Source organism: Enterobacter sp. 01-M-02-SI-ECC (assembly GCF_047530595.1).
GTDB lineage: Bacteria > Pseudomonadota > Gammaproteobacteria > Enterobacterales > Enterobacteriaceae > Enterobacter > Enterobacter cloacae_M.
In genome coordinates this window covers 146,240-159,308 of record NZ_JBLKCZ010000008.1, presented here as the reverse complement: position 1 = coordinate 159,308, position 13,069 = coordinate 146,240, and the positions used below count along the sequence as shown (strand labels likewise).

Sequence of the window (13,069 nt, the reverse complement as noted above, 5' to 3'; positions counted from 1 at the left end):
AGCAAAACGGCAACCTCTGGTTGCCGGTTTTGTGTTTACTCCCTCTCCCGTGGGAGAGGGTTGGGGTGAGGGCATCAGGCCACTACAGTCGCCCCTGCCCCTTCAACCATTCCCGTACCAGGAACAGCGCGCTCACGTTGCGAGCCTCATTAAAGTCAGGGTCTTCCAGAAGATCCATCAGGTGCGCTAGCGGCCAGCGAACCTGCGGCAGCGGCTCCGGCTCATCCCCTTCCAGCGATTCAGGATAGAGGTCTTCAGCCACCACGATATTCATTTTGCTGGAAAAATAGGACGGCGCCATGCTCAGCTTTTTCAGGAATGAAAGCTCATTCGCACCAAAGCCCACCTCTTCTTTTAGCTCGCGGTTTGCCGCTTCAAAGACGGTTTCACCCGGGTCGATAAGCCCTTTCGAGAACCCAAGCTCGTAAGATTCCGTTCCCACAGCGTATTCGCGGATCAAAATCAGATGATCGTCGACAATGGGAACAATCATCACCGCTTCGCGCGAAGAGGGGCGCATACGTTCATAAACGCGACGCACACCGTTGCTGAACTCCAGGTCCACACTTTCGACATTAAACAGGCGCGATTTGGCGACAGTTTCTACATTCAGAATGGTGGGTTTTTGTAGTGGTTTGCTCATCTTGATGGGTCTTAGCAGTGAGAACTGGCGTTATTGTGCGATATGCCGCACGGTTTCGGCAATGTCAATCGCTCTTTATTTACATTTATGCAACGTATTTGGGATCAATCCTCAATTCAAAACAAATGTCAAGAGGTTGAAATGTTTCCAGGAATTTGCTGATATCGCGCCATAACAGGCTTTGCTATCATCACCGGTCACTGGGATGCGCTTCAGAATGCTCAAGTTCGACTCCATACTTGCCGATAGCCAGCCACAGACTCTCATTCAATGTAAAGGTGCTACTGACTACACCTGTAAGAAGATAAGTAAGATGGGGAAAGCATGAGCACCATTTTGATTGTTCTCGCTGCTATGCTGGCCGGCGCGTTTGTTGCAGGATGGTTGTACAGGCGCCGCGAACAGCGCCGTTATCGTCTGCCCTTTTTAAATGCATTTGCGGGTGCGAACACGCGTAAACTCACGCAGGACGAGCGCGATGCGGTTGAAAACTATCTCGAAATCCTGAACCGTACCCAGTTAACGCCTGGCCCAACGGGAGCCACTGCTGCGCCCGTCGCGCTAAAGCTTAATGCGCAAAGTGATACCGTGCTCTGCGTGACGCGCTCCATCACGCGCTATGGCATCACCACTGATGACCCCAACAAATGGCGTTATTACCTTGATTCCGTCGAAGTGCATCTGCCCCCGTCCTGGGAGCAGTACATTAATGACGAAAACAGCGTTGAGCTGATTCACACCGATTCATTGCCTCTGGTTATCACACTTAACGGCCATACGCTGAATGAATACCTTCAGGAAGCCCCGCGTTTTGCGCTGGAACGCGCGAGTTCAACACAGGCGTCCATTCGTGGCGAAGAGACAGAGCAGATCGAACTGCTGAACATTCGCCAGGAGACGCATGAAGAGTACGCCCTGAGCCGCCCGGACGGCATCCGTGAAGCCATTCTGATTGTTGCTGCCTTCCTGCTCTTTTTTATCTGCCTGCTCACGCCGGATGTGTTTGTCCCCTGGCTGGCTGGCGGCGCGGTGCTGCTGCTGGCCGGCGGGCTTTGGGGTCTCTTTGCCCCCCCGGCCAAAACCTCGTTGCGCGAGATCCACTGCCTGCGCGGGACGCCAAAGCGCTGGGGCCTGTTCGGTGAAAACGATCAGGAGCATCTCAACAATATCTCGCTCGGTATTATCGACCTGATCTACCCGCGCCACTGGCAGCCGTGGATCGCGCAGGACTTAGGGCAGAAAACCGATATTGATATCTACCTTGACCGCCACGTTGTGCGCCAGGGGCGCTTCTTATCCCTGCATGATGAAGTGAAAAATTTCCCGCTTCAGCACTGGCTACGCAGTACGGTCATTGCTGGCGGCGCCGCGCTGGTCTTAGCCATGCTGCTGCTTTTCGTGCCGCTGGATATGCCCATTAAATTCACCCTGTCGTGGATCAAAGGGGCGCAAACCATTGAAGCGAGCAGCGTCAATAAACTGGATGAAGCCGGTGTACGCGTGGGGGACACGCTGCGCCTGAAGGGGACCGGGATGTGTAATATTCACACGCCGGGGGCGTGGAACACGCGTCAGAACTCGCCGTTCATGCCGTTCGACTGTTCGCAAATTATCTGGAACGACGCGCCGCCGCTGCCGCTGCCGGAATCCGAAGTGGTGAACAAGGCCACGGCTCTCACCCAGACGGTTAACCGCCAGCTGCACCCGAAACCGGACGATGATTCGCGCGTCAGCCCCGCGCTGCGCTCGGCCATTCAGAAATCAGGCATGGTTCTGCTGGATGATTTTGGTGACATCGTCCTGAAAACGCAGGATTTATGCTCCTCTCAGGATGAGTGCATACGCCTTAAAAACGCCCTGGTAAACCTGGGGAACAGCAAAGACTGGGACTCGCTGGTGAAACGCGCCGAAGCGGGACGACTGGATGGCGTTAATGTCCTGCTACGTCCGGTGAGCGCTGAATCGCTGGATAACCTGGTCGCCACCTCGACGTCGCCGTTCATGATGCGCGAGACCACCCGTGCGGCTCAGGCGCTGAACAGCCCGGCGCCGGGCGGCTTTGTAATAGCAAGCGATGAAGGCAGCGACCTGGTCGATCAGCCCTACCCGCAGGTTGCGCTTTATGACTACCCGGCTCAGGAGCAGTGGAGCCAGTTCCAGCGCCTGGCGCAGATGCTGATGCAAACGCCGTTCAGCGCCGAAGGGATTGTCACGAGTATTTATACCGACGCCAACGGCACTCGCCATATCGGCCTGCACCGGATGCCGGATAGCGCAGGCTTGTGGCGTTACATCGGCACCTCTCTGCTAATGACCGCGATGCTGATCGCCATTTTCTGGAACGGCTTTATGGCCCTGCGCCGCTACCAGCGCTCGCGCACCCGGCTTGCCGACATCCAGCAGTATTATGAAAACTGCCTCAATCCTAAGCTGATCCCCTCGTCTGAGAGCCTGATCTGATAACGTCGTTGCGCGGCAAGATGTGCTACCCTGTCGCGCACGTTTCTTCTGGCTGGAGTTCCCCCTTATGCATCTTGATATCGCCTGGCAGGAGGTAGATACCGTTCTGCTGGATATGGACGGTACGCTGCTCGATCTCGCCTTTGATAACTATTTCTGGCAAACGCTGGTTCCAGAAACCTATGGCGAGCAGCAGGGGATCTCCCCGGCGGAAGCGCAGGCATTCATTCGTTCGCAATATAGCGCAGTGCAACATACGCTAAACTGGTACTGTCTTGACTACTGGAGCGAGCGCCTCGGTTTGGATATTTGTGCCATGACCACCGCCCAGGGCCCGCGCGCCGTTCTGCGCGAGGACACCGTGCCCTTTCTGGATGCGCTGAAAGCAAGCGGCAAGCGCCGTATTTTGCTGACCAACGCGCATCCACATAATCTGGCGGTGAAGCTGGAGCATACGGGTCTGGCGTCGCACCTTGATTTATTACTTTCCACCCACACATTTGGTTATCCGAAAGAGGATCAGCGGTTGTGGCATGCGGTGAGGGAAGAGACGGGTTTGCAGCCAGAACGTACGCTGTTCATTGATGACAGCGAGCCCATTCTGGATTCTGCGGCAAGGTTTGGCATTCGCTACTGTCTGGGCGTGACCAATCCTGACTCTGGCCTAGCTGAAAAAAGCTATCTGCGCCACCCTGGGCTGAACGACTATCGCCAGATGATCCCCTCACTGACCGTGAAGGAGACGCCATGAAAGAAAAACCCTCTGACGGGGTAAGACTGGATAAATGGCTGTGGGCAGCGCGTTTTTACAAAACACGCGCCCTTGCCCGCGAGATGGTTGACGGCGGAAAAGTGCATTACAACGGCCAGCGCAGCAAACCGAGCAAGCTGGTTGAGCTGAATGCCACCTTAACGCTGCGTCAGGGCAACGATGAACGTACTGTGGTGATTAAAGCCATTACCGAACAGCGTCGACCCGCAGCGGAAGCCGTACTGCTTTATGAAGAAACGGCGGAGAGCATTGAAAAGCGCGAGAAGACCGCGCTGGCGCGCAAAATGAACGCGCTGACGATGCCCCACCCGGACCGGCGACCGGATAAAAAAGAGCGCCGCGATCTGATGAAATTTAAACACGGTGAGACTGATTAACCTCACCCGCACGAGAGATGAAAATGGCCCAACACGACCAATTACACCGCTATCTGTTTGAACAATTCGCCGTGCGCGGCGAGCTGGTCACCGTATCCGAAACCTGGAAACAGATTCTGGAAAACCACAACTACCCGCTGCCGGTGAAGACCCTGTTGGGCGAACTGCTGGTTGCCACCAGCCTGCTGACGGCGACGCTGAAGTTTGCCGGTGATATCACCGTGCAGCTGCAGGGTGACGGCCCGATGACGCTGGCGGTGATCAACGGCAATAACCAGCAGCAGATGCGCGGCGTGGCGCGCGTTCAGGGCGACGTGCCTGAAAATGCAGACCTCAAAACGCTGGTGGGTAATGGCTACCTGGTGATCACCATCTCCCCTGAGGAAGGCGAGCGCTATCAGGGCGTGGTGGGTCTGGAAGGCGATACCCTGGCAGCCTGCCTGGAAGATTACTTCATGCGTTCTGAACAGCTGCCGACGCGTCTCTTCATCCGCACCGGTGAAGTGGACGGTCAGCCTGCTGCGGGCGGCATGCTGCTGCAGGTTCTGCCTGCGCAGGACGCGCAGACCAATGACTTTGAGCACCTGGCAACGCTGACCGAAACCATCAAAGCGGAAGAGCTGTTCAACCTGTCGGCGACCGACGTGCTGTGGCGTCTGTACCACGAAGAAGAAGTGACGGTTTACGATCCGCAGTCCGTGGAATTTAAGTGCACCTGCTCCCGCGAGCGCTGCGCTGGCGCGCTGAAAACCCTGCCGGATGAAGAGATCGACAGCATCATGGCGGAAGACGGCGAAATTGATATGCACTGTGACTACTGCGGTACGCACTACGTGTTCAATTCGATGGATATCGCTGAGATCCGCAATAACGCCTCCCCGGCGGATCCGCAGGTTCACTAAACCCCTTTCCCCTCACCCTAACCCTCTCCCCAAAGGGGAGAGGGCTGGGGTGAGGGGTAAAAAACTCCCCCAAGCTGAATCGTTTTCCTTATGTAACTCTTACGTAATTTTCTTACGTGTATGCGATTACATTCACATTCTTTCCGATAAAATCACCACTCTTTAACCTTTTCGGAACATTTTCCCCAACCAAAAAGCGATTCCTGCGATAATCCGCCTGCGCTGTGACTGGAGTCGCAGCGTTTTCCGTTAGTAAGGGTTTTGTCCAGATGCGTAAATCTATGAGCCCCGTCGCGGTTAACAACCTCAGAAAAACCCTACAATTTCAGGCAGTACATATTGGCTAAGGAGCAGTGATATGCGTGTTACTGGTTTAACCCCGCAAGATCTCAAGGCTTATGGTATTCACGACGTCCAGGAAATCGTCTACAACCCCGACTACGATACGCTGTATCAGGAAGAGCTCAATCCAGCACTGGAAGGATACGAGCGTGGTGTGTTGACGAATCTTGGTGCTATCGCCGTCGATACCGGTATCTTTACCGGTCGTTCGCCGAAAGATAAGTATATCGTCCGAGACGAAACCACCCGCGATACGCTGTGGTGGGCTGACAAGGGCAAAGGGAAGAACGACAACAAACCGCTCTCCCCGGAAACCTGGCAGCACCTGAAAGGGCTCGTCACCCATCAACTTTCCGGCAAGCGTCTGTTTATTGTCGACGCTTTCTGCGGCGCTAACGCCGATACCCGTCTCTCCGTGCGTTTTATCACTGAAGTGGCCTGGCAGGCGCATTTCGTGAAAAACATGTTTATTCGTCCAACCGACGAAGAGCTGCAGGATTTCACCCCGGATTTCATCGTGATGAACGGTGCGAAATGCACTAACCCACAGTGGAAAGAGCAGGGTCTGAACTCCGAAAACTTTGTGGCCTTCAACCTGACCGAACGTATCCAGCTGATCGGCGGTACCTGGTACGGTGGCGAAATGAAGAAAGGGATGTTCTCGGTCATGAACTACCTGCTGCCGCTGCGCGGTATCGCCTCCATGCACTGCTCGGCTAACGTCGGTGAAAAAGGCGACGTGGCGGTATTCTTCGGCCTGTCCGGCACCGGGAAAACCACCCTGTCCACCGATCCAAAACGTCGCCTGATTGGCGATGACGAACACGGCTGGGATGACGACGGCGTATTCAACTTTGAAGGCGGCTGCTACGCGAAGACCATTCGCCTGTCTGAAGAGGCCGAGCCGGATATCTTCCATGCGATCCGTCGCGATGCGCTGCTGGAAAACGTCACCGTGCGTGCCGACGGCTCCATCGACTTCGACGATGCGTCGAAAACGGAAAACACCCGCGTCTCTTACCCGATCTACCACATCGACAATATCGTGAAGCCTGTGTCAAAAGCGGGTCATGCCACGAAGGTCATTTTCCTGACGGCGGATGCGTTCGGCGTGCTGCCTCCGGTGTCTCGCCTGACGGCCAGCCAGACGCAGTACCACTTCCTCTCCGGCTTCACCGCCAAGCTGGCGGGTACCGAGCGTGGCGTGACGGAGCCAACCCCAACCTTCTCCGCCTGCTTCGGCGCGGCTTTCCTGTCGCTGCACCCGACGCAGTACGCTGAAGTGCTGGTGAAACGCATGCAGGCATCCGGCGCGCAGGCCTACCTGGTGAACACCGGCTGGAACGGTACCGGCAAACGTATCTCTATCAAAGATACCCGCGCGATTATCGACGCCATTCTGGATGGTTCTCTGGACGACGCCGAAACCTTTACGCTGCCGATGTTTGACCTGGCGATCCCAACGTCGCTGCCGGGTGTGGATACGCATATCCTCGACCCACGCAACACGTACGGTTCTCCGGAGCAGTGGCGCGAGAAAGCGGAATCGCTGGCGAAGCTGTTTATCGAGAACTTCGAGAAGTATACCGATACCCCGGCGGGTGCTGCGCTGGTGAGCGCAGGACCGAAGCTGTAGGTAAAAACAAAAAGGCAACGAAAGTTGCCTTTTTTAATGTTTTCTCCCTCTCCCGTGGGAGAGGGGCGGGGTGAGGGCATCAGACCGCAGAGACCGCATTTTGTCGGGTGGCGGCTTCACTTTACCCGACCTATAAAAAAGGGTGGCAATTGCCACCCTTTTTTTAACTCTCTTTCACCTGCCCCCGCGTCACCGGTACCGGCAGCCAGGCGCGAATGCTCAACCCACCCCGCTCGCTGGTGCCAATCTCCAGCAGTCCGTTGTGGTTATCGATGATACGCTGAACAATTGCCAGACCTAAGCCCGTGCCGCTGGTGCTGCGCGCGCTGTCGCCGCGCACAAACGGCTGAAACAGATGCTTACGCTGCTCGGGCTTGATGCCCGGACCGTCGTCTTCCACCTGGAACCAGGCGCGGTTGAGTTCAGACCCGCTGCTGACTTTAATCCAGCCATTGCCGTAGCGCGCCGCGTTGACCACCATGTTCGCCACTGCACGCTTAATGGAGAGCGGGTGCATGCGTACCTGAATCTCACCCGCCTGCAGGTCGGTATCAATTTCACGCTCGTAGCCGCTTTCCGCAGCCACCACCTCGCCCAGCACCGCGTTCAGATCCGCCATCTCCATCGGCATCTCCTGCCCGGTGCGCAGGTAGTCGATGAACTGCTCGATGATGGCGTTACACTCTTCGATGTCTTTGTTGATGGACTCTGCGAGATAACCGTCCTCTTCCCCCATCATCTCCGTCGCCAGACGAATACGCGTCAGCGGCGTGCGCAGGTCATGGCTTACGCCCGCCATCAGCAGCGTACGATCGTCCGCCAGCTGCTTCACGCCTGCCGCCATATGGTTAAACGCGCGCGTCACCGAACGGACCTCCGAGGCGCCATACTCGCGCAGAGGAGGTGGAATAATCCCTTTACCGACCTGCAGCGCGGCGTGCTCCAGGTCGACCAGCGGTCGGTTCTGTATACGGATAAATAGCCACGCACCGCCTATCGCCAGCAGCATAATCGCCAGGGTGTAGCGGAACAGCGGCGAGAAGTCGCCCTGATGGATTTCGGTCAGCGGAACGCGCACCCAGATATTGGGTGACAGCCAGGTTTTCAGCCAGACGACGGGCGAGCTTTTGTTGACCTCAACGCGCACTTCCGTCGGGCCGCCCAGCTGCTGCGCCATCTGCTGGCTGAGAAATTCGTAGTGCTGCGCCCAGCGCAGGCCAGCGTCTTCCGCCGCTTCGTTGGAGTAGAGCGAAATGCCCAGCTCACGGTAGATTTCACGGCGAAACGCCGGGGGAACGACGAGCTGCGTGCCGTCCTCCAGCTGCAGTTTATCGGTCATCAGCATACGGACTTCGTAGGCCAGGACCTTATTAAACTGCTGGAGGCTCGGCAGGATCGCAAAGTTCAGCACCACCAGATAGGTCGTCACCAGGCTGACGAACAGCAGGGTGACGATCAGTAACAGGGTGCGGGCAAACGAGCTACGCGGCGAGAAGCGCATTCGCCTCATGCTTTAGAGCCGTCCGGGACGAACACGTAGCCCAGACCCCATACGGTCTGAATATAACGAGGATGAGCAGGATCTTCTTCCACCATGCGGCGCAGGCGAGAGATCTGCACGTCAATAGAGCGTTCCATTGCGGAGTATTCGCGACCGCGCGCCAGGTTCATCAGCTTGTCACGGGAAAGCGGTTCACGCGGGTGGCTGACCAGCGCTTTTAGTACCGCAAACTCGCCGCTGGTGAGCGGCATTGGCTCGTCTTCACGGAACATCTCGCGCGTGCCGAGGTTCAGCTTGAACTTGCCGAAGGCGATGACGGCTTCTTCCTGCGACGGTGCACCAGGCAGTTCGTTCGCCTGACGGCGGAGAACAGCGCGAATACGCGCCAGCAGTTCACGCGGGTTAAACGGTTTTGGAATATAGTCGTCCGCGCCGATTTCGAGGCCCACGATACGGTCAACTTCCTCGCCCTTCGCCGTCACCATGATGATCGGCATCGGGTTGCTCTGGCTGCGCAGACGGCGGCAAATAGAAAGCCCGTCTTCGCCAGGCAGCATCAGGTCGAGAACCATCAGGTGGAAAGATTCACGGGTCAGCAGACGGTCCATCTGCTCAGCGTTCGCGACGCTACGAACCTGGAAGCCCTGCTCGGTCAGATAACGTTCCAGCAGCGCGCGCAGGCGCATGTCGTCATCCACGACCAGAATTTTGTAGTTCTCTTGCATTGTGTGTACTCCCAAAGGTTCGGATAGTCTTTGTAACAGCGTATTCTAAAAAAGTGCACGTATTCGACCAGTTAATTCTGGTATAAATTCTAGTCGAAATTGTTACAAAGCATATTTAACAGCAGCTTATCTGCTCATTTCATCACATAAATCATTATTAATCCTGTCTGTTACACTGTGTGGTACGTATTGTGCGCAAGACAGTTAACCGGCAGGCAGCAAAGGCTTTACCATGAAAACGCCCCTGATCACCCGCGAAGGGTACGAAAAGCTCAAAAAAGAGATGGATTACCTCTGGCGCGAAGAGCGTCCTGAAGTAACCAAAAAGGTGACCTGGGCGGCAAGCCTGGGCGATCGCAGCGAAAACGCTGACTACCAGTACAACAAAAAGCGGCTGCGCGAAATTGACCGCCGGGTTCGCTATCTGACGAAGTGCCTCGAGAATCTCAAAATTGTCGATTACTCCCCGCAGCAGGAGGGCAAAGTATTCTTCGGCGCGTGGGTGGAGATTGAAAACGACGATGGCGACACCCTGCGTTTTCGCATTGTCGGCTACGATGAAATTTTTGGTCGTAAGGATTACATCTCCATCGACTCCCCGATGGCCCGCGCGCTGCTGAAAAAGGAAGTGGGCGATCTGGCCGTCGTTCAGACCCCTGGTGGTGAAGCCAGCTGGTACGTCAATGAGATCGTCTACGTAAAATAGTCCGAGAGCGCCCTCCCCGGCTGGCATTTTGCCGTATCAGCCCGTATAACTATCCCCTGATTTTTTCGACTCAACAGATGATAAAGCCATGATGAAAGATTCGCTCTGCCGCATTATTGCGGGTGATATTCAGGCCAGAGCCGAACAGGTAGAAGCTGCCGTTCGCCTGCTTGATGAAGGGAACACCGTGCCGTTTATTGCACGCTATCGTAAGGAAGTCACCGGCGGTCTGGATGACACGCAGCTGCGTAACCTGGAGACCCGTCTGGGCTATCTGCGCGAGCTGGAAGAACGTCGTCAGGCGATCCTCAAATCCATCGGCGAACAGGGCAAGCTGACCAGCGAGCTGGAAAGCGCCATCAACGGCACCCTGAGCAAAACCGAACTCGAAGATCTCTATCTGCCGTACAAACCGAAGCGCCGCACGCGCGGGCAGATTGCGATTGAAGCGGGTCTTGAGCCGCTGGCCGACCTGCTGTGGAACGAGCCGTCCCACGACCCGGAAACCGAAGCGGCGAAATTCATCGACGCCGACAAAGGCGTAGCGGACACCAAGGCCGCCCTCGACGGCGCGCGCTACATTCTGATGGAGCGCTTCGCCGAAGACGCCGCCCTGCTCGCTAAAGTGCGTGATTACCTGTGGAAGAATGCCCACATCGTCTCTACCGTCGTCGCGGGTAAAGAGGAAGAAGGCGCGAAATTCCGCGACTACTTCGATCACCACGAACCGATCTCTACCGCCCCTTCACACCGTGCGCTGGCGATGTTCCGCGGCCGCAACGAAGGCGTGCTCCAGCTCTCCCTGAACGCCGACCCGCAGTTTGACGAGCCGCCGAAAGAGAGCCACTGCGAGCAGATCATTATCGACCATCTCGGCCTGCGCCTGAACAACGCCCCGGCGGACAGCTGGCGCAAAGGCGTGGTGAGCTGGACCTGGCGCATCAAGGTGCTGATGCACCTCGAAACCGAGCTGATGGGCACCGTGCGCGAGCGCGCCGAAGATGAAGCAATCAACGTCTTCGCCCGTAACCTGCACGACCTGCTGATGGCCGCCCCTGCCGGCCTGCGTGCGACCATGGGTCTCGATCCGGGCCTGCGTACCGGCGTGAAGGTCGCTGTGGTGGACGGTACCGGCAAGCTGGTGGCGACCGATACCATCTATCCGCACACCGGCCAGGCAGCGAAAGCGGCCGTCGTGGTGGCGGCGCTGTGCGAAAAATACAACGTGGAGCTGGTTGCCATCGGCAACGGTACGGCCTCACGCGAAACCGAGCGTTTCTACCTCGACGTGCAGAAGCAGTTCCCGAAAGTGACGGCGCAGAAAGTGATCGTCAGCGAAGCGGGGGCATCCGTCTATTCCGCGTCCGAGCTGGCGGCCCAGGAGTTCCCGGACCTGGACGTTTCCCTGCGCGGTGCGGTCTCTATCGCACGCCGCCTGCAGGATCCGCTGGCGGAGCTGGTGAAGATCGACCCGAAATCCATCGGCGTGGGCCAGTATCAGCACGACGTGAGCCAGACTCAGCTGGCGCGCAAGCTGGATGCGGTGGTGGAAGACTGCGTAAACGCCGTCGGCGTTGACCTGAACACCGCCTCCGTTCCCCTGCTGACCCGCGTGGCGGGCTTAACCCGCATGATGGCGCAGAACATCGTCGCCTGGCGTGATGAGAACGGCCAGTTCCAGAACCGTCAGCAGCTGCTGAAGGTGAGCCGTCTGGGGCCAAAAGCCTTTGAGCAGTGTGCAGGCTTCCTGCGAATCAACCACGGCGATAACCCGCTGGATGCCTCCACCGTTCACCCGGAAGCGTACCCTGTGGTGGAACGCATTCTGGCCGCCACCCAGCAGGCGCTGAAAGATCTCATGGGTGACAGCAGCGCCCTGCGCAACCTGAAAGCCGTTGATTTCACCGACGACAAGTTTGGTGTCCCAACCGTCACCGACATCATCAAAGAGCTGGAAAAGCCGGGCCGCGATCCGCGTCCTGAGTTCAAAACGGCGACCTTTGCTGACGGCGTGGAAACCATGAACGACCTCCTGCCGGGCATGGTGCTGGAGGGCGCGGTGACCAACGTCACCAACTTTGGCGCGTTTGTGGATATCGGCGTGCATCAGGACGGTCTGGTGCATATCTCTTCCCTCGCCGACAAGTTCGTTGAAGACCCGCACACCGTGGTTAAAGCGGGTGACATCGTGAAGGTCAAAGTGCTGGAAGTGGATCTGCAGCGCAAGCGTATCGCGCTGACCATGCGTCTGGACGAGCAGCCGGGCGACACCAGCGCGCGCCGCGGCGGCAATGGCGGTGGCCGCGAGCAGCAGCGCCCGGCCGCGAAAGCGGCAAAACCGCGCGGACGTGATGCTCAGCCTGCTGGCAACAGCGCGATGATGGATGCGCTGGCGGCTGCGATGGGTAAGAAACGCTAAGGCTGTCAATGCCCCTCACCCTAACCCTCTCCCCAAAGGGGAGAGGGGATCGCACGGTGCGGTCTTTTCCCCTCGTCCTCATAGGTGGGGGGAATAAATTCATATCGAAATATATGAAACCGATTGCATAGCCATATTTAAACCACGAATTATCACCCCGTTAACAAATACTCCCCTTTTCGTTTTCCAGGCAATTCAGCAAATATTGAGCAAGGTCAAACAGGCCGTAAATTAATACCGTAAACAACATTCCGTCACAGTTTTAATATTGCTGATAAAAACTATTCTCATTATCATCCCATAGTAGATAATTTAACCTTTCGTGGAATCAGGCGTTATGCAATTCACTCCAGACAGTGCATGGAAGATTACCGGTTTTACCCGCGAAATTAGCCCGGCCTATCGGCAAAAGCTGCTGTCGCTGGGCATGCTGCCCGGCTCGTCATTCCAGGTCGTGCGCGTGGCGCCGCTGGGCGATCCGGTTCACATCGAAACCCGCCGCGTGAATCTGGTGCTGCGTAAGAAAGACCTCGCGTTAATAGAAGTCGAAGCCTTATCCCGATAACAAGCCAGCGGTTTCAGTGAG

Annotated in this window: 11 protein-coding genes; 8 read left to right on the top strand and 3 right to left on the bottom strand. The window is 56.8% G+C overall.

Features of this window, described 5'->3' with window-relative positions:
- Nucleotides 1-82: 82 nt before the first annotated feature.
- A complete protein-coding gene (gene nudE / locus ACMWLG_RS13110) occupies nt 83-643 on the bottom strand; it encodes an ADP compounds hydrolase NudE (RefSeq protein ID WP_008503041.1) in 561 nt (186 codons plus the stop codon).
- 324 nt (nt 644-967) lie between these two features.
- Here nudE and ACMWLG_RS13105 point away from each other — a divergent pair, with 324 nt between their 5' ends.
- The 5 genes from ACMWLG_RS13105 (at nt 968) to pckA (ending at nt 7,132) form a co-directional block, all read left to right on the top strand.
- On the top strand, nt 968-3,103 hold the full coding sequence (locus ACMWLG_RS13105; RefSeq protein ID WP_045403364.1) for an intracellular growth attenuator family protein: 2,136 nt from the start codon (nt 968-970) through the stop codon (nt 3,101-3,103).
- 67 nt (nt 3,104-3,170) lie between these two features.
- Nucleotides 3,171-3,854: a GMP/IMP nucleotidase gene (gene yrfG / locus ACMWLG_RS13100; protein WP_032662264.1), complete on the top strand. Its 684-nt coding sequence runs from the start codon at nt 3,171-3,173 to the stop codon at nt 3,852-3,854.
- Nucleotides 3,851-4,252, top strand: coding sequence for a ribosome-associated heat shock protein Hsp15 (hslR, locus tag ACMWLG_RS13095; RefSeq protein WP_029740483.1), 402 nt, complete (start codon nt 3,851-3,853; stop codon nt 4,250-4,252). Before yrfG ends, hslR begins: the two co-directional genes overlap by 4 nt.
- 17 nt (nt 4,253-4,269) lie before the next feature.
- Entirely contained in the window at nt 4,270-5,154 is an 885-nt protein-coding gene (hslO, locus tag ACMWLG_RS13090) for an Hsp33 family molecular chaperone HslO (protein ID WP_161495995.1), read from the top strand.
- Nucleotides 5,155-5,512: 358 nt separating this feature from the next.
- Nucleotides 5,513-7,132: a phosphoenolpyruvate carboxykinase (ATP) gene (pckA, locus tag ACMWLG_RS13085; RefSeq protein WP_023309493.1), complete on the top strand. Its 1,620-nt coding sequence runs from the start codon at nt 5,513-5,515 to the stop codon at nt 7,130-7,132.
- 163 nt (nt 7,133-7,295) lie between these two features.
- Here the strand turns inward: pckA and envZ are convergent, their stop codons facing one another.
- Together envZ and ompR are read right to left on the bottom strand one after the other, a co-directional pair.
- The gene (gene envZ, locus ACMWLG_RS13080; RefSeq protein ID WP_023309494.1) at nt 7,296-8,642 is read right to left on the bottom strand and encodes a two-component system sensor histidine kinase EnvZ; all 1,347 of its coding nucleotides are present in this window, start codon (nt 8,640-8,642) and stop codon (nt 7,296-7,298) included.
- Nucleotides 8,639-9,358 (bottom strand): two-component system response regulator OmpR, encoded by a 720-nt coding sequence (gene ompR, locus ACMWLG_RS13075; protein WP_001157751.1) that lies wholly within the window; start codon nt 9,356-9,358, stop codon nt 8,639-8,641. Before ompR ends, envZ begins: the two co-directional genes overlap by 4 nt.
- Nucleotides 9,359-9,590: 232 nt before the next feature.
- Between ompR and greB the strand changes: the two genes are divergently transcribed.
- From greB to feoA, 3 genes are all read left to right on the top strand, one after another.
- Complete coding sequence (greB, locus tag ACMWLG_RS13070) at nt 9,591-10,064, top strand: transcription elongation factor GreB (RefSeq protein ID WP_023309495.1); 474 nt, start codon at nt 9,591-9,593, stop codon at nt 10,062-10,064.
- A gap of 88 nt (nt 10,065-10,152) precedes the next feature.
- Nucleotides 10,153-12,483, top strand: a complete 2,331-nt coding sequence (locus tag ACMWLG_RS13065; RefSeq protein WP_045403361.1) for a Tex family protein — start codon at nt 10,153-10,155, stop codon at nt 12,481-12,483.
- Between the two features lie 337 nt (nt 12,484-12,820).
- Complete coding sequence (gene feoA, locus ACMWLG_RS13060) at nt 12,821-13,048, top strand: ferrous iron transporter A (RefSeq protein ID WP_008503050.1); 228 nt, start codon at nt 12,821-12,823, stop codon at nt 13,046-13,048.
- Nucleotides 13,049-13,069 lie beyond the last annotated feature (21 nt).